Origin of the sequence: Barnesiella intestinihominis YIT 11860 (genome assembly GCF_000296465.1) — a bacterium.
GTDB lineage: Bacteria > Bacteroidota > Bacteroidia > Bacteroidales > Barnesiellaceae > Barnesiella > Barnesiella intestinihominis.
On sequence record NZ_JH815205.1, the window covers coordinates 390,683 to 408,941 of the forward strand.

Annotated in this window: 12 protein-coding genes; 8 read left to right on the forward strand and 4 right to left on the reverse strand. The window is 43.7% G+C overall.

Annotation, left to right across the window (positions count from 1 at the left end):
* Window positions 1-22 precede the first annotated feature (22 nt).
* The 3 genes from HMPREF9448_RS10660 to HMPREF9448_RS10670 all read right to left on the reverse strand — a co-directional run bounded on the left by HMPREF9448_RS10660 (window position 23) and on the right by HMPREF9448_RS10670 (window position 5,210).
* The gene (locus HMPREF9448_RS10660) at window positions 23-1,111 is read right to left on the reverse strand and encodes an SGNH/GDSL hydrolase family protein (protein WP_008862579.1); all 1,089 of its coding nucleotides are present in this window, start codon (window positions 1,109-1,111) and stop codon (window positions 23-25) included.
* A gap of 30 nt (window positions 1,112-1,141) precedes the next feature.
* Window positions 1,142-3,607: a replication restart helicase PriA gene (gene priA, locus HMPREF9448_RS10665; protein WP_008862580.1), complete on the reverse strand. Its 2,466-nt coding sequence runs from the start codon at window positions 3,605-3,607 to the stop codon at window positions 1,142-1,144.
* 991 nt (window positions 3,608-4,598) lie between these two features.
* Entirely contained in the window at window positions 4,599-5,210 is a 612-nt protein-coding gene (locus HMPREF9448_RS10670; protein ID WP_040296239.1) for a porin family protein, read from the reverse strand.
* A gap of 208 nt (window positions 5,211-5,418) precedes the next feature.
* Here HMPREF9448_RS10670 and HMPREF9448_RS10675 point away from each other — a divergent pair, with 208 nt between their 5' ends.
* The 8 genes from HMPREF9448_RS10675 (at window position 5,419) to HMPREF9448_RS10705 (ending at window position 16,327) form a co-directional block, all read left to right on the forward strand.
* The gene (locus HMPREF9448_RS10675; protein WP_008862582.1) at window positions 5,419-5,730 is read left to right on the forward strand and encodes a metal-sulfur cluster assembly factor; all 312 of its coding nucleotides are present in this window, start codon (window positions 5,419-5,421) and stop codon (window positions 5,728-5,730) included.
* 7 nt (window positions 5,731-5,737) lie between these two features.
* A complete protein-coding gene (locus HMPREF9448_RS10680) occupies window positions 5,738-6,487 on the forward strand; it encodes a UDP-2,3-diacylglucosamine diphosphatase (protein WP_008862583.1) in 750 nt (249 codons plus the stop codon).
* A gap of 534 nt (window positions 6,488-7,021) precedes the next feature.
* Window positions 7,022-10,933, forward strand: a complete 3,912-nt coding sequence (locus tag HMPREF9448_RS10685) for an Ig-like domain-containing protein (protein ID WP_008862584.1) — start codon at window positions 7,022-7,024, stop codon at window positions 10,931-10,933.
* Between the two features lie 338 nt (window positions 10,934-11,271).
* Entirely contained in the window at window positions 11,272-11,940 is a 669-nt protein-coding gene (locus HMPREF9448_RS10690; RefSeq protein WP_008862585.1) for a 2-C-methyl-D-erythritol 4-phosphate cytidylyltransferase, read from the forward strand.
* Window positions 11,937-14,033, forward strand: a complete 2,097-nt coding sequence (gene recG, locus HMPREF9448_RS10695; protein ID WP_008862586.1) for an ATP-dependent DNA helicase RecG — start codon at window positions 11,937-11,939, stop codon at window positions 14,031-14,033. Before HMPREF9448_RS10690 ends, recG begins: the two co-directional genes overlap by 4 nt.
* Before the next feature lie 264 nt (window positions 14,034-14,297).
* Window positions 14,298-15,227, forward strand: a complete 930-nt coding sequence (locus HMPREF9448_RS10700; protein ID WP_008862587.1) for a M23 family metallopeptidase — start codon at window positions 14,298-14,300, stop codon at window positions 15,225-15,227.
* Between the two features lie 323 nt (window positions 15,228-15,550).
* Window positions 15,551-15,853 carry a hypothetical protein gene (locus HMPREF9448_RS14655; protein WP_046415672.1) on the forward strand — a complete coding sequence of 101 codons (303 nt, stop codon included), beginning with the start codon at window positions 15,551-15,553 and terminating at the stop codon, window positions 15,851-15,853.
* A 12-nt stretch (window positions 15,854-15,865) separates the two neighbouring features.
* Window positions 15,866-16,327, forward strand: coding sequence for a hypothetical protein (locus tag HMPREF9448_RS10705; RefSeq protein ID WP_008862588.1), 462 nt, complete (start codon window positions 15,866-15,868; stop codon window positions 16,325-16,327).
* Between the two features lie 320 nt (window positions 16,328-16,647).
* Here the strand turns inward: HMPREF9448_RS10705 and HMPREF9448_RS10710 are convergent, their stop codons facing one another.
* Entirely contained in the window at window positions 16,648-18,246 is a 1,599-nt protein-coding gene (locus HMPREF9448_RS10710) for a tetratricopeptide repeat protein (protein ID WP_008862589.1), read from the reverse strand.
* Window positions 18,247-18,259 lie beyond the last annotated feature (13 nt).

Here is an 18,259-nt window from a genome sequence, read left to right on the forward strand (position 1 = left end):
ATTTTTCGAGCCTTTTCTTTTATCATTTGATTCCGTATTTCTTTAATATCCTCATAATCTGAGGTTGGTATTGCTCTACCATACGATCGAATCCCAAGTCGTTAGGGTGAGTACCGTCTACCGAACCTTCATGATCTGTCCCGATGGCATGATTGTCCCGAATCAAATACAGGTCTTTTATACCTTGTTTCTTTAACAGTTCATACTGTTTCACAAATGCCTCGCCTTGACGGGTACAACGATCGTGCACAGCTTGGTCACTATATCCGTTTTCCCTCATATAAGTCTCTATCATGATAATAGGAGTTCCCTGATGATATTTCCGAATCGTGTTCACCAAATATTGAGTACGCTCCGTGATCTCCTCGGGAGAAGGATTCGGCATACAATCCAAAATAAAAGCATCGGCATCGATATCTTTCAACATATCGGCCACCGCAGCCTCCATTTTACCGTTTCCGCTCAAACCGTAATTCACGAAATTGATACCCGTATTTCTCGACATTCGCGCAGGGTACGCCAACCCCGAACGACTGGCACAAGCCCCATGCAAGATACTCGATCCATACATAAGAACCGTATGACGGAACGGAGACGGCTCTGCCTCGATAAAAGACTCCTCGTCTACTCCGATTTCCAACGAACGTACCTCTTCGAACAACGGAAGATATAACAAAAACCTATGCACCCCCGGCTTTAAATTCTTGGTGATGACCCGCTCTTGCTCCGCTTTTCCTGCCGACGGAGTGCCTGCACCCACCGGTATCCATTTCCCGCCGTCATTCATATACAAATCCAATCCTCTATCGCATATCGGCGTAACGTTTCCCATCACACCTTTTCCCTTCGTTGTCCAACGAGCGGCAACCGTCGGGCTATTGGTCTTAAAACTAACGACCAATCCGGCCGAATGCGTAAACAACCGCTTTACTTGAAACGGCATATCGTTATACTTTACCGTATCGACCCGGTGATAGACATTTTCGGGAGTCGGCATCACTTTCCCGATGAGCGTCAAACGAGACGCATCTACATACTTCAATTCCGCATTTATCGGCAAAATAAAAGCCGAAATCAAGCACAAAACTGCAATTAAATTTCTATGTTCCATGATATGATTATAAATTAGTTATTGATTACACTACATCGGGTCTACATCATAATAGAGCAACAAAGTCTTAAACCGGTCGTCCACCAACATATTTTCATAGACCTGTTTCAAAATCTCCTTTACTTTCGGCATCGATGCCGAAAGTTCCATTTTCAAAACGACCTTCCGTATATATAAAGACTGAATACGAGCCACAGGCGGATTATCGGGGCCTAACACACGTGCGCCGAATACCTCTCTCAACAAAGATGTATATCGTACCGACAACTCCTGCAAAAGAGTCTCGTCCCTATGTTTCAGATAAATATATATCAACCGGGTATAAGGTGGGTAAGAAAAAGCCTTTCGCTCGGACAACTGCATGTTATACATACCCTCGTAATCATGAGCGATTACCTGACGTATCAGAGGAGATTCCGGCTGAGAAGTCTGTAATACGACCACACCTTTCCGATTTTTCCGACCGGCTCGTCCCGAAACTTGCTCCATCATCTGGAAAGCTCGCTCGTGGGCTCTGAAATCGGGATAATTCATCATCAAGTCGGCGCTCAATATCCCCACCACGCTCACATGGTCGAAGTCCAATCCCTTCGTAATCATTTGTGTGCCGATAAGGATTTTATTCTTTTTCTTTGAAAAATCTTCGATAATCTGCTCATAAGCACTGCGGGAACGAGTCGTATCCAAATCCATACGAGATACCGGTATATTCGGGAAATGTTGAGCAATATCCTCCTCTATCCGTTCCGTTCCGAAACCCATCACCCCGATCGTAGGCTGTCCGCAAGCCGGACACACTTTCGGTATCTCATACGTAAAACCGCAGTAATGGCACGTCAGCTGATTAAAACGCTTATGATAAGTCAGACTCACATCGCAATGTTCGCATTTAGGAACCCATGCACACTGTTTGCATTCCACCATAGGCGCGAACCCCCGCCGATTTTGAAACAAAATAACTTGCTCGTCCCCGTCCAAAGCAATCTGCATGCGATTGAGCAATTCAGGTGTAAAATTCCCTCGCATACGGTTCTTTTTCCGCATCTCCCGCACATCTACCGGGATAATTTCGGGTAACTCCACATCGTTAAATCGGCTCTTCAATTCTACCAAACCATATTTCCCCTGCCTCGCATTGAAATAAGTTTCGATAGCCGGGGTGGCCGTTCCCAACAAAGTCTTAGCCCCATGCATCGAAGCCAAAACGATCGCAGCGTTACGAGCATGATAACGGGGAGCCGGGTCGTACTGCTTATACGAAGTTTCATGTTCCTCGTCGACAATTACCAATCCCAAATCGCCGAACGGCAGAAAAATGGAAGACCGCACACCCAAAACGATTCGGGGAGAATGGTCGTCGAGCAATGTATTCCAAATCTCCACCCGCTCGTTATCCGAGAACTTCGAATGATAAATCATCAATTTATCTCCGAAAATTTTGCGTAAACGATTCGTCAACTGTGTCGTCAATGCTATTTCGGGAACCAAGTATAATACCTGCCTGCCTTCGTGCAGAACACGGTCGATCAAATGAGCATAAATCTCTGTTTTTCCGCTCGATGTGACTCCATGCAACAACGTGACGGAATGCTCTTTAAATGAATCCGATATTTGCCGATATGCAACTTGTTGGGCATCGCTCAACGGAGCAGCCTCTTGAACAGTATAAACCTCCGTCTCGAAACGACTTATCTCTTTCTTATACGGTTCGAACAGCCCCTTCTCGACCATAGCACCCAAAACCGCCGAAGACACTCCCGAACGATCGAGTAAGCTCTTCCGGGAAACCTCTCTCAATTTTCCCTTTTGCATAAACAAAGATAAATCGAGAAACGACAGTAGCATCGTCTCCTGCTTCTTGGCTTGCTTCACGCATTCAAACGCATGGCGCAAAGCCGCATCATCGCCTTGTTGGAACGTCAAACGAATATAAGTTTCCGTTTTCGGACGGTAGTTCGTCTTCAACTGTTCGGAGACAAAAACAGCCTCTCGTTCGAGCAACACCCGCAAAGTAGGTAAAATATTGCGCATTCCACTCTCCTTTTCGAGGTCCTGCACGGTCATGCGTGACTTCTTGCCCAATGCCGCCAACAGCATCCATTCGCGCTCTTTCAAACGATTATCGTCCGGTTCCTCGAAATCTGTATTCAACGTGACCGTCGTTTCACTTTCGAGTTTCAATCCCGAAGGCAACGCCGCTTTATACACATCGCCGACCGAACAGAGATAATAATCGGCGATCCATTCCCAGAACTGTAATTGGGGACGGCGCAAAACAGGACGCTCGTCGAGCACCGAAATAAGCTCTTTCACCTCGTATCCCTGTGGCATGACATCGTGCAACCGAACTACAATAGCCGTATAATACTTTTTCCTGCCGAAAGGAACTACGACTCGACTGCCAATTTGCAAAGCCTCCTGCAAATCGGAAGGAATCCGATACGTAAAATATTTATATAACGGCAGCGGTAATACAACGTCGGCAAGTGTGCTCATATCAAGTCCTGTTCTTTCCAAGAGAAATCGAAAATACCCTCTCTCTTTTATGCAAAGATAGCGAAAGGTGAGAGCAGAGACAAATGGAAATTTCATTTCCGATTTGGCTATGCCGAACCGCATCCTATCTCCATAGTGACAAAGATACATATAAGCAAGAGCAGAGCAAAACAAAGCTCGCTTTAATTTTATTCTGCCGAGCGGAGGTATCTTCGAGTTTCAATGCAAAGATAGCGAAAGGTGAGAGCAGAGACAAATGGAAATCACATTTCCGACTTGACTATGCCGAACCGTATCTATATAAATATAGCGAAAGTCAAAGGTAGAAATGAGTTTATTCGGGCACAGTAGGAAATCAGTGAGATTTGTCTCTTTACCCCCTCCCTACACCCCTCGGCGTTGCAAGACATTCACACATTCCTCCCTTGCCGTGTCCAGCCTTACGGGGGTTGCAACGCAAAGTATAGAGCGAGGTAACACAGACGGAGAATAAAAACAGTAGAACCATGTTATCGAAAGATTTCTACTCTCCTCCCCTGCGTTTTGCAACGCAAAATATAGGGGAAGGTGGCACATAGTGACGGAGGGGTTAAAAAATATCCGCAACAGAGAAAACGTATCAAGGTATCAACCCTCTCCCCCGATGTGCCGTAAGGAAATATAGGAGAATGCCCACAAAACAAAAAGGCCGTTCAAAGCGACGCTTTTACCCTCTCCCTCTGCTCATCGCAGATGAGATAGGGGGAGTGCCCGTAGGGCGAGGGGGTTAAAAAAACAGGGGAAAAAGGGAACCCCCGATAACAATAACAGAACTGTAAATCAACCTCTCCGAAAAGACTGGAATGTAGTTGTTAACAAGAAATTCATCGCTAAAATCCATATCTACATTTCCCCACTGATTACCTGCCGAACCCACATTTCCCAGACATAAAAAACAACGAGGCAGAGAGTTTCTCCCTGCCTCGCGATTATATTTTGAAAAAAATCCAGTTTAGAACAAATAAGCCGCCGTAATGGTCCATGCCCGGCTCTTACCTTTCATAACCGAATCGGGAAGGTCGTTCTTGACCTCCATGGCACTACCCAATCCCCAACCATATTGACCGGCAATCTGCAAGTGATTGAAAAGTTCGAGACCGAGGCCCACATTTATCGCCGTATCGAAACTTTTCTCTTTAAATTGCTCTTTGAAATTATCGCCCACACGGAATGCAAAACTCGGCCCGGCATATACAAAAGGAGACAATATAGAGCCGACTACCGGCAGCGAAAACTTATATTTCAAATTAATGGGAATCTCTACATAATCGACATGTTTATTCTCCGATATACCACTGGTTATATCTTTCAATTCCGACCCCTTCCGAGTATACATCAAACTGGCATCGACCCCGATACCGATAACAGGAACCATAAACTCGGCCATCAGACCTCCCGTAAAGCTCGAAATATTATTTGCCTTGAAATTATCAGACAAATTTCCACTGAGAGAAAGAGTAGATATATTCATACCCACTTTGGGACCGAACTTAAATTGTGCATTGGCAGGAACAGCCAAAAACAAGGCAGCGACAAGAGCTACACAAAAAACTGTCTTTTTCATAAACTTCATTTTATTTTTATTTATAATCAGCCATAGGCTATTATTATAACCCATTTCTCGACCTCTATTTGCACAAAGATAAAATAAAATATATTAAAATCATAAAATTGACAGACAAATCGACAAGAATCATAAAATTTTACAGACCCTTATCGGCTATCGAAAAAAATAGCGTATCTTCGACAAACAAAAACAAATATATATTTCTATGGAGAATAAACCAACCATCGAAGAAGAAATCGTAAAAATGCTGAGAACCGTTTACGATCCCGAAATACCGGTAAATATATACGACCTCGGGCTCATTTATAACATAGAGGAAAACGACGGAACCGTAAAAATAGAAATGACATTGACCGCTCCTAACTGTCCGGCCGCAGACTTCATCATCGAAGACGTGCGCATGAAAATCGAGAGCATCGAAAATGTGAAAAATGTGGATATCCAGTTGGTTTTCGAGCCGGAATGGGACAAAGACATGATGAGCGAAGAGGCAAAACTCGAACTTGGACTTTTATAACACAATCATGCCGGGGAAAAAAATTTACTTTGCATCCGACTTTCATTTGGGAGCAAGATATATCGAGAATCCCATTGAATACGAACGTCGTATCGTTAGATGGCTCGACAGCATAAAACAAGATGCCGGAACGCTCTATTTATTGGGCGATATTCTGGACTACTGGTATGAATACCGGTATGTAGTCCCCAAAGGATTCACCCGTTTTTTCGGCAAGCTGGCCGAGCTAAGCGACAACGACATTGACATACACTGGTTTATCGGGAACCACGACATCTGGATTTTCGATTATCTCCCTCATGAATTGGGCATTACGATACACGACGGAACCTTGATAACCGAAATTGGGGGAAAACGTTTCTTCCTCTCGCATGGAGACAACGTCGGAAAAAGACCCATGACACTTCGCTTCCTCAGAAAAATATTTCGAAACCGCTTCTGCCAATATCTTTACGCGGCCATACACCCCCGGTGGACCGTTGCTTTTGCATTGCGATGGTCGGCCCATAGTAGAAAGGCCGGAGATGACTACGCCGAATATCAAGGCGAGAAAAACGAGCACTTGGTATGCTTTGCCAAAGAATTTAGGAAAACGAATAAAATCGATTTTTTCATATTCGGTCATCGACATATCCTGCTCGATCTTGCACTCCCCCATCAGAGTCGCATCATTATTTTAGGGGATTGGATCAAGCATCCTTCCTATGCAGTTTTTGACGAGACAGGACTAAATCTGTTCGACTACATCGAGGAATAACAAGCAAAAAGTTACCGGCAAGTACGCATTTAATATTTTTTATACATTCGAAGTATTCAAACAAAACAGTGCGAAAGAAACTATTTATCAATAGTTTATCATATAAGAATCAAAAAAGTATTTATAAAAGCATATTGTATAACATATTATTTTGTTTGTTTATCTGCAAAAAAAGGTTGTCCTTTGTCTCAATAACCTAAAACAATCTTTTTTACCTTAAAAAAATTAATACCTATTGAAAACCTATAAAAAAGAGCTTTTGAGAAAAAGTTCTTTTTTGTTTTTATATCCACACAGTTTATCGCTACCTCATACAACCTATCTCTCGATGTGTAACTCCGTTTACGACATGCACTATTTTCTGTCCAATACGTTACGGAGAAATATATTTTATCGCTTAACCATTTCAAAACCCTACATTTCGATAAAAAAACGAAGATTTTAGTATCAATTTTTCAAAAACATTTCTATATTTGCAAAAAATAAAAATATAATATTATTATTTCATATAATTCTTTTCTAATTGTTTTAATTATGAAAAAATCTTACACTTTCACTTGGATTGGGATTGTAATATGTTTACTGGGACTGTCGCCGGTAAGTTACGCCCAAGCTATCGAAATCACCGATAGCGCCCCATTTTTTGAAAATTTTAACGAAATCTCCTCTTCCGAAGAAAATTTTGGATTAAGCGGTTGGACTCTAAAATCGGGATATGCGACAGGAAGCACTGCGACCAAATGGTCGGTAAATACATCAAGTTCAAATGCATGTGATGGCTACTCATTAAAAGCCGATGATGCCAGAGCTACCTCAACGGCAATATTAGTGACCCCGAAACTGTCTTTTGCCTCTGGACGAACCGCTAAAATTTCATTCTTCATGAATCGAGATACAGGTACGCGCCAGCCCAATGAGGGATTTAAAATATATGTCAACCCCATAGGCGATATTTACAGCTATGACGATGATAACAAAGTAATTATCAACGGAGACCAAACCGTTACGACTCTAAGTGAACCCATTCTTCACGCCAAAAGATACGCAGGCACTGAGATTACTAAAACCGGAATGTACGAAATGTCGGTCAACATACCGTCCGAAATGGCCGGGCAAGAATTTTACGTTATCTTCGAAGCGATCCAAGAATATGGAAACGCCAATTATATCGACAATATCAAAATCGAATTGATATCGGAGCAACCCAAATTAATCAACGAAACGAAAAATATCGATCTGGGTATGGTGAAAGCCGGAGAATCGGCATCACAAGAATTTATACTTTCCAACGAGGGAATAAACACGTTGAATGCTACCCTTTCCGTAGAAAACGGCGAATCGTCGCCTTTCTCCGTTACTCCGACAATGACCGATATCGCTTTCAACGAACAAAAAACAATTACTGTTAACTTCTCGTCGGCAGAAGTAAATTCATTTACCGGGAAATTATACATCGACTCTAACGGAGGAAAAGACACGATTACCCTATCGGCCGAGACCTATCCGGCAACAGCCTACTACGAAACATTCGACGAACTATCCAAACTTCCAGACGAATGGGTGGTCGTTAAAAACGGAAATGAAACTACCTATTCCATCAACAGTAGTAAAGGTGTAAACGGATCAAAATGTTTAAGCGGTTCTATCGGCTCTTGGGGAGATGAATCGACCATCGACACGATATTTACCCCTGTCATATCGGGAAAAGTAACATTCGATTTCAAGAAAGCCGGAGGCTCTTCCGATGCTATTCAAGCGTATATCGTAACAGCCGACGGTACGCAGACCGCAATAAATACGGGAACAGGCTCTTCGTCATCTTGGACAACAGTCAATGTCGACGATGTACCCGAAGGATCACGCATAGCCTTCACACTGAACAATGTCTATGTAGATAACTTCATAGCATTCACTCGGCAGGAAATTTCCAAAGGTATACAGCTGGTTAAAGAAGCCAACAACAGACCTAGTAGTTGGATGACATTATATGCAGGCCCCGACAAAGCCACTCAAAACACATTGCAATTTGCAGTTAAGAACATCGGGACTCAAACAGTCTCAGCCGACAGCTATAATTTCACGACCCAATTAGTGAACGAGAACAATACCGTAGCCGAAGGCGTCTCCTACAAAACTTACATCATTAACGGAGAAGACACAACCTTATACGAAGACAATGTTATCCCCGGGCCTGAAATAGCCGCAGGCGCAGAAACTACAATCAAGGGTTATCTGCTCATTAGCAGCAATGACGAAAAAAGCAAACTATCGTTCAATGTAAAAGTAAACAACGTCGAAAATACACATTTCACCCAAGTAAAAACGGGCGATAATATAACTATCAAGCCCAATAAGGGGGATGCCTCCTTATCGGCTATAAACTTTGGATTGGTAAACAAAGCGACGACATTGGATTATGTAATCAAAAACAACAGTAACAACGGAGCATTGACCGTATCGAAAATCACAGTGCCATCGGGGTCAGCATTCTCGGTAAATGCAGCACTGCCATTGGTTATACCCAGTAGCAAATCCGATACGATCCAAATCACTTTCAATGCCGAACCGGGCATATATAACGATAATATCACGGTAGAACATGACGGTATAGGCAATACGGAATTTACCGCCTCCGGTACAATGCTATCGGCTACGGCTTTATTAGAATCGTTCGAAGGCGAAACCTTCCCACCAATCCTTTGGGATATGAAACAAGGACTTTGGGAAAGAAATACGACGACTAAACATCATGGTGAAACCAGCATTGTCAATACAGAATCCACAGTCGATACGATCATCACCCCCTTGCTCCATCTCTCGGCAGGAGACTCTATTGCATTCTCTGTAAGAGCGACCTCATCTTCTGGATATAACACAGATATTCTATATTCCGCAGACGGAAAGACATGGAACCTGTTAAAATCTTTCGCCATTTATGCCAATTATTGGAGTGACTGGGCTGAGATGGCGGCTTATATGCCCGAAGACTTTACCGAAGGTGATTATTATATCGGATTCGCCAGCAAAAAAACTTATATCGACTTGGTTTACGGCCCACAAGTAGTTTATCAAGAGCACCGCATCGACATTAAAGGATTTACCGGAGAGAACAAAGGTATGGTAAACTACACTCAAAACTTTACCATCGACGTGGCTTGCTTGGGCACAGCCGGAGAAACGGCCGAAAGCTATTCGATTGCCTTGATGAACGGCGAAGAAAACATCGGCAACTACACAGTAGAACCTATGATATTGGGCGACATGAAAAGCTACACTTGTTCGTGGACCCCGAGAGCCGCCGGCGAAGCATCGATCTATGCACTGCTTACACTCGACGATGTAGTGACCTCGACCGACACGATTACGGTATCTGTTGCCGAGGAAAGCCTGATTTCTACCGTTATGATAGGCGATTTATCGACAGAAAAGTCAACTCCTAACTACACTAACTATCTATATGAGATACTCTACACCCCGGAAGATCTTGTAGGATTACAAGCTGGCGACGTGATTGAAACGGTAAATATCCCCTATTACGCCACAGATGCAGCCATAAAAGGATATCGAATAAATATCTGGATAGGCAATACCGAAAAAACGGCTCTCACTACCGACAAAATGAGCGAAGCGGACATAACAGGATTAAGCCATATCGGAGCGAACTTACGATACGAAGCGGGAGGAAGCAAAGAATCGCCTCTATATTTCGAAATGAGACCCGAAATTCCTATTACCTATGAAGGAGGTAATCTCAGTTTAATCATCTCGGTAGACTCCACTAGATATAAATCAGGAGCTAAATTCTTCATCAAAGAGGTATCGACCCAATCGATGAAGACATACCAAAAAGATGGTTATATTGCTGATTATATGGATATGTGGACCAATGGTTCTTACACACCCAGCTTAAAAAATGAAATCATGGTGATGGAACTGGGATTGGCAACCGAAGCGCCGGTCGTACACGGCATTGTAACCCGGAAAGATAACCAAGCCCCGATAGAGGGTGCTACGGTAACCATGCAATCGGGCGAAGTCATTTACACCGCTACTACCGATGAAACGGGAGCTTACAACATTTCCGTAATGCAACCGGGAAAAGAATATGAAATGACGGTTAGCAAAGATAACTATACAGGTGTGGACGGTGTGCTCGTGACAGTAAACGAAGATACCGAACAGAATTTCGAATTAACGATTATCAGTGGAATAGACCATACGACAGAAAATGCGACGAAAATATTCACCGACCGCACGGGAAACATTCATGTCGTAGCCGATGCCGTTATCGAAACGATAAAAGTATACTCGACGAGCGGAAGCCTCTGCATAACCGAAACCCCGGCAAGTGAATCGGCCGTTATAAATGCCGGTGATCTGAAAGGTATTTATGTGGTAGAAGTCCAAACAGCAGGCAGTGTGAAGCGCGCAAAAGTAAGGCTATAACATTGACTTGAATCACATAGCGACAGGCGGAAGAACTCTGGTTCTTCCGCCTGTCTTTTTCTTTCCCCTTTTCCCTTCATTCCCCTCGAAACCGCCCTTCGCTCTGTACGCACAAGAGAGAATATTTCTCCATACAGAAATAAATCCTTATATTTGTAGAATATAGGAGGCGGTTCGACATAGTCAAATCGGAAATGTGATTTCCGCTTGCCTTTGCACTCTCCTTTCGCTATATTTGCCTTACGGGTGGAAACAGGCTGCGCTTCGGTACAACCGAATAAATTTGTTTCTGCTCTCGCTTTGTACTATTTTTGTAATCATAGGAAAAGAAGCCATCGATGAAACGATATGCGATCATAGTAGCCGGAGGAAAAGGAACTCGTATGGGAAACGACATTCCCAAACAATTCATCGAAATAGCCGGCAAACCGATATTAGCCCATACGATAGAAAATTTCTACCGATTCGATCCGAATATCGATTTAATAATCGTACTTCCTCAAAACCAACAAGAATATTGGAAACGGCTATGCTCGATTCACCGAATCACAATTCCCCATCTCGTTGTCAAAGGGGGAGAAACACGTTTTCATTCGGTTCTTAACGGACTATCTCTTATCCCGGACGAAGGGATTGTCGCTATCCACGACGGGGTACGCCCGCTCACGGCTCATCGCGTAATAGAAAATTGTTTTCATGTCGCAGAAGAAAAAGGCGGAGCCATACCCGTTCTTCCTCTAACCGATTCATTAAGACAAATATTTCCCGACAAATCCAGCAAGGCCGTCAACCGCACGGCATTCGTGGCGGTACAAACTCCGCAGACATTCCGGGTCGAAGAAATAAAAAAGGCATACAAGCTCCCTTATAACGACACTTTCACCGACGATGCCTCGGTGTACGAGGCTGCCGGATACATTCCCGAATTGGTCGAAGGGAATCGGGAAAACTTGAAAATAACTCTGCCGGTCGACTTGGCAATCGCCGAAATAGGATTGAAGGAATGACAGATTTAGCCAGTTTAAATATCAAATACCTTCCCGGGGTCGGCCCTAAACGCGCCGAACTCCTAAACAAAGAATTAGAGATATTCACCTATCTCGACCTGCTGCACTATTATCCGTATAAATATATCGACCGAAGCAAGACCTACAAAATAAACGAAATCGACGGTTCGATGCCTTATATTCAGTTACGAGGTAAAATCGTTTCATACACCACTCACGGAGAAGGGGCACGCCGGCGGCTCACCGCTCTGTTCTCCGACGGTTCGGGAGTCATAGAGCTCGTTTGGTTCAAAGGAATACGCTATATCACAGACCGTTACAAACCGGGAACGGAATATACGCTTTTCGGGAAACCCACTCTTTTCAACGGGAAATTCAACATCGCCCACCCCGAGCTCGACCCGATAGACGATCGCATAGACAACACGACCGGACTACAAGGGTACTATACCACGACCGAAAAAATGAAAAATGCTTTCCTCAACTCGAAAGCCATACAGAAAATGGTATATACCCTTCTCTCCGGAATACAAAACCCACTGCCCGAAACATTGCCCCTTCCCATTATCTCGCGAATGCAACTCATGAGTTCGACCGATGCCCTACGCAACATTCACTTTCCGGTGACGATAGGCCACCTGAGGCGGGCAGAATTCAGGCTCAAATTCGAAGAGTTATTCTACCTGCAATTACACATTCTACGATATACCCGGTTACGGAACCTGAAATTGGGAGGATTCCGTTTCGACCACATCGGGAATTATTTCAACGACTTTTATCATCAAGTGTTGCCCTTCGAACTCACCCAAGCTCAAAAACGAGTCATCAAAGAGATTCGAGCCGATATGGGCAGCGGCAGACAAATGAACAGACTGTTACAGGGAGATGTAGGCAGTGGAAAAACATTGGTCGCGCTCATGAGTATGCTCATCGCCGTAGACAACGGTTACCAAGCCTGTCTAATGGCTCCCACCGAAATATTGGCCACCCAGCATTACGAAGGGCTGAAAAAGATGGTAGAGCCGTTAGGACTACGTATTGAACTACTCACGGGGTCGGTATCTAAAAAACGAAGAGCTCCTATTTTAGAAGGGCTCCTCACCGGAGAAATAAACCTGCTGATAGGAACCCATGCCCTTCTGGAAGACTCGGTAAATTTTGCGAATCTGGGTTTTGTCGTCATCGATGAGCAACATCGGTTCGGGGTAGAGCAACGGGCTCGGCTTTGGAGAAAAAATAAAATTCCGCCACACATTTTGGTCATGACTGCCACCCCCATTCCCCGGACTTTGGCCATGACCGTTTATGGCGATCTCGACGTATCGGTCATCGACCAACTGCCCCCCGGACGCAAACCCATACAAACACTCCTTCAATACGATAACAAAAGAGCCCAGCTATACGCTTCTTTGCGCAAGCAACTACAAATCGGGAGACAAGCCTATATCGTGTATCCGCTCATACAGGAAAGCGAGAAAAGCGACTTGAAAAATTTAGAAGAAGGATATGAACACATTCGGGAAATTTTCCCCGAATATCAAGTGTGCATGGTACATGGAAAAATGAAAGCGGCCGAAAAGGAAACCGAGATGCAAAAATTCGTATCGGGAGAAGCCCGCATTATGGTGGCGACTACGGTCATAGAAGTCGGGGTGAACGTACCCAATGCATCGGTCATGATCATCGAAAACGCCGAACGTTTCGGTCTGGCTCAGCTACACCAGCTCAGAGGGCGTGTAGGTCGTGGCGCCGAACAATCGTATTGTATCTTGATGACATCTTATAAAATCAACCAAGACACCCAAAAAAGGCTCGAAATCATGGCAGAAACCAATGACGGGTTTCGCATTGCCGAAGCCGACATGCAAATGAGGGGACCGGGGGATATGGAAGGGACTCAGCAAAGTGGAATTGCATTCAATTTACAAATCGCCAACTTGGCAAAAGATGCACAAATATTGCAAGTAGCTCGCGATGAAGCAGGTAAACTGCTAGATTCCGATGAATTGTTAGAACGACCCGAAAACCAAATCGTACGAAAAGAACTAAACCGCATTTTCGAAAAACAAAAAAACTGGGGATTAATCAGTTAAATAAAGAGTTTTTACTATTTTATGTTGTAAAACATGTTTACACATAAAGACATATAAATCAATGTTTTATACGAAAAAGCACAAACAAATCGGCTTACTGGATACCTAAATTTTGTTAACCAACCAGAACACATTCCTCCAAAATTCATTATCTTTGAAAAGTGTGTGCAAAAATATACGCATCTTTCTTTGGTGGGCTTAATAAAAAGGCTACTTCGACTATTTATTTTAGGACGCGGCTTATGCCAGAATTAGATAAATAAAATGTATTTCGGAAAAACAAAACATTACATTCTACCTCTCCTGCTTGCATTCTCGCTAGGTAACTTAAATGCCCAGCACAATAGGAATCTCTCCACTCACCTACACTCCAAACAACACCAAGACCTCATCGCAGGGCAACAAAACATACACAAAGAAATAAACTTGGTCGATTCCATCGCCCTACTCGAAATGCTCGAAGAAGAGGAAGAGGAGTTTCCCGGTATTGATATTTATGGAGAAAATTGGGATCAAACATGGGTAAACCCATACAAAGTCCCAATAGACAAATTGCCCGAATCCGCTACTATCGACGTCTCGGAATATTGTATGCCCATCATTGGTCATATTACATCGAACTACGGTTGGCGACGCAGACGCATGCACAGAGGAGTGGATTTGTCGCTTCATATCGGAGATACAGTACGTGCGGCCTTCTCCGGGAAAGTGAGATTAACACGATATGAACGCAGAGGATATGGATACTACGTAATCATTCGTCACAGCAACGGCCTCGAAACCATATACGGCCATCTCTCCAAATTCTTGGTTAAGCCCGATCAAATCGTAAAAGTGGGAGAACCCATTGCTTTGGGAGGTAACACGGGACGCTCCACGGGCCCTCATTTGCACTTCGAAACGCGCTATTTGGGAATGGACATCAATCCCAATAAGATTTTCGACTTTGTAAATCAAGTGCCTCATACCGACCAATATACTTTCAATCCGAAAGAATTAGCCAGCAGCTTGGGATACGGCAGATACAAGGGCAGTAACAACGGAGCGAAATACGTATCCTATCGAGTTAGAAAAGGAGATTCACTATCAAGGATAGCCAATAAATACGGTGTCTCGATCAGTCATCTGTGCAAGCTCAACGGGATTAAGCGAAACGGAGTATTGCGCGAAGGCAAAATCTTACGAATAAAATAAAATACAAAAAGAAATAATTTCATTTCCACTAAAACAAATTGCTTCTTTCTATAAAAGGCATTAACCGAAGGGTTAATGCCTTTTTTAATACATTCGACTCGGCTGCCGAGGGCTTTGCCAGAAATTTCGATTCAGTAGAAAATTCGTGGGGCAGGCTTGAATCTTAGCGACGAATCTCTTATCTACAACCACATTCCAATCTTTTCGGAGAGTGGTTAAAAAGTAGCTGAATAGATTTTCGATAAAATTCAGCCTCCCCCTCTGTTCATCACAGATAAGATAGGGAGAGTACCCGCAAAGCGAGAAGTATAAAATCTATCCTTATGCCAAAACAAGAAATACCACTTTTAAACCTCTCCCTCTGTGTTTCCGTAAGGGAATATAGGGGGAGTGCCCGCAGGGCGAGGGGGTTAAATTCTACAATCAAAAAATCCTATACCCCAAAAACGATGACAGCCTTTTCAATCTCTGCGCAAAAATTACCGTTCCTTCGGCAGCCCCTCTACATCGCAGCAAGAAAAGTGCAAAGAACCGATAACTCCAAAAATATAAATATCTCCCTCTTTTTTCTAAAAAAGTTCGATCATGCCATAAACAACAGACATACCGGTTCTACATTTGCCTGAAAAAACAGACGTATGGAAACACAAGAACAGATTCTGAAAGAACAACGATTGAGAATAGAAGTGTTGAGACATCAACTCCTATTACGTTATTACGAACTGCTGCTCTCGTTAGACGTACTGGCACAAGCTGCGGAAGTAAAAACTTTGATGGGCTACATCAACACCCTCGAACGATATGCCAAGCGATTCGAGAATAAGCCCTCGAAGAAAGAAGCCGAGAAGAAAGGACGGAAAAATACGGCCGACGAGACGACTGCCGATGATATCCACCCCGAAACCTCTATCTCTCTATCCGAACACGCAAAGGAACTCTTCGATATGATGGCTCTTGACGACAACCTGCCATCGGAAGAAAACGAATTGCCTGCTGACATCGACGACTTCCTAAAAGCCGGATATGCCCGTTTTCTCAAACAGCACAAACTACGAGCCCATAAAAATACGCCACATATCGAAGACAACCCGTCCCGATAAATTTAAAACAGCTTCTAAGAAAAATCCTTATCCAAAGATTTATACGATTTTACCGGGCTCAACAAAAAATTTAAATATGGCGTCCTAAAAACATATTTATTTAAATATCTTTGTAATACAATTAATCCACAGAGAACAATTCGACCCATTATGAATTTAAACGAGATAATAGCAAATATTGTTATACCGGCAGCAATAGCAGGAATATTGACACCCATTATAATGAAAGGAATCCTAAAAACATCATGGGGACAGAAAATATTCAAACATAAAGACAATGCATCAGAACCGTAAAATAAAAAAACGGCGCGGACTTGCAACTATTTACCGAACAAGGCACGATATTTATACAGCAAATCGCTGTACTGCGACAAATGTCTGATGGGTAATAGCGATACCGGAGAGTAGCGGTCGACATGAATACGATAATAATCGCCATATCCGTTTTGCAACGCCTTGTCGAGATAAGAAATCGACTTGTCGACATCAAAACCGGCGTACATACAAGCTAAATAAAAATAATCGATATTACGAACCGACCCGGAAGCCAAAAGCGAACGCTCCCACTCCTCGGCCTGTTTTTTCAAATGAAGTTTCGCAAATGCGATTCCTTTCAAATTATCGCCATAAGCGGCAGACGTACCGTCCAAGCTAAGTACTTTGCGGTAATCCGCCTCAGCAGCTATACGATTTTCCATACCATATTCTTGCGTATAAGCCCGTGCCAAATAAGAATACGGTTCATCGGGAGCTGCGACGACAGCCTCGTTATAACAACTTATCGCCTGCCCGAAGTCGCCTTCGTCATAGGCTATCATTCCCCTTTCCAGACAAATCGCCACATTCGACGGGTCATATACCGCCGCTTGCCGAACAGCTTGTTCGGCGGCAACAAGATTGCCGTCTCCCCTCTCGATTTCAGACAACAATCGATAATATTCGGCATTCTGCGAATCTTTCTCTATCGCTCTTTTTATATCGGCTCTCGCTTCGTCGAATCGGGTCAACCTCGACAGACAAAAGGCCCGGTTATAATAGACCGTATGAAAATTGAAAAAGTTCTCCTCCACGATCGTATTCCAATCACGCAAAGAAGATGCATAATCATAATGGTCTTTATAAATGGTGGCACGCACATAATAAAGCATACCCTGCCGGGGAGAACGTTCGATATTCCGATTCAACCCTTCGATAACGCCGTTATACGACTCGTTACTATAAGCGACCAGCTTTTGTATCGCTCCCGAATGCCCGTCATCGAGCGAGACGGCATAGACCAAATCATCGACTGCTTCGGGCATCATGTCCATCTCCTTATAAATCTCGCTGCGCTCCAAATAAATCTTCGGATCTTTGGGCGAGAGATTGACAGCCTGAGCTAATAAATCTTTCGCTCTCACAGGCTGACCGGTATGAGCCTCGACTCGCGCCAATCCCATAAATGCGCTTTGACTGCGAGTATCCATGCGCAACAAATGGTTATAGTCGATTTTAGCCATATCGTATTGTCCCAACCGGCACAGCAGATCTCCCCGGTCTTTCAGAGCCAACCGATGGTTAGGGACTAATCGTAAAGCACTGTTCAAATCGGTCAAAGCAGACTTGGTCTCTCCCCTTTCCGACAGAATCTTGGCTCTCAACAAATAAGCCTGTGCCAAATCGTCCTTCTCTTTTCGAGGAAAATATTTAATCGCATTGTCGATATCCGACAAAGCCTTTTTCATATCCCCCTGTCCGAAATAAGCCATAGCCCGGCTATAATACGTTCTGTAATCCTGTGGATTGGCAGCCAATTCCTCGGCATATACCTCCATCATGGCTTTCACCAAATCATCGTTTTCCGTCGCATGAAGAGCAAACGACGACGTGAAAAAACAAAATAAGATACCCCCTATAAAACACCTGAGTCGAGAAACCATTGTCAAACAGCTT

Excerpts from the sequence above, each read along its gene's own strand:
- HMPREF9448_RS10660 (WP_008862579.1), bottom strand. The coding sequence starts at position 1,111 with ATGGAACATAGAAATTTAATTGCAGTTTTGTGCTTGATTTCGGCTTTT.
- priA (WP_008862580.1), bottom strand. The coding sequence starts at position 3,607 with ATGAGCACACTTGCCGACGTTGTATTACCGCTGCCGTTATATAAATAT.
- HMPREF9448_RS10670 (WP_040296239.1), bottom strand. The coding sequence starts at position 5,210 with ATGAAAAAGACAGTTTTTTGTGTAGCTCTTGTCGCTGCCTTGTTTTTG.
- HMPREF9448_RS10675 (WP_008862582.1), top strand. The coding sequence starts at position 5,419 with ATGGAGAATAAACCAACCATCGAAGAAGAAATCGTAAAAATGCTGAGA.
- HMPREF9448_RS10680 (WP_008862583.1), top strand. The coding sequence starts at position 5,738 with ATGCCGGGGAAAAAAATTTACTTTGCATCCGACTTTCATTTGGGAGCA.
- HMPREF9448_RS10685 (WP_008862584.1), top strand. The coding sequence starts at position 7,022 with ATGAAAAAATCTTACACTTTCACTTGGATTGGGATTGTAATATGTTTA.
- HMPREF9448_RS10690 (WP_008862585.1), top strand. The coding sequence starts at position 11,272 with ATGAAACGATATGCGATCATAGTAGCCGGAGGAAAAGGAACTCGTATG.
- recG (WP_008862586.1), top strand. The coding sequence starts at position 11,937 with ATGACAGATTTAGCCAGTTTAAATATCAAATACCTTCCCGGGGTCGGC.
- HMPREF9448_RS10700 (WP_008862587.1), top strand. The coding sequence starts at position 14,298 with ATGTATTTCGGAAAAACAAAACATTACATTCTACCTCTCCTGCTTGCA.
- HMPREF9448_RS14655 (WP_046415672.1), top strand. The coding sequence starts at position 15,551 with ATGCCAAAACAAGAAATACCACTTTTAAACCTCTCCCTCTGTGTTTCC.
- HMPREF9448_RS10705 (WP_008862588.1), top strand. The coding sequence starts at position 15,866 with ATGGAAACACAAGAACAGATTCTGAAAGAACAACGATTGAGAATAGAA.
- HMPREF9448_RS10710 (WP_008862589.1), bottom strand. The coding sequence starts at position 18,246 with ATGGTTTCTCGACTCAGGTGTTTTATAGGGGGTATCTTATTTTGTTTT.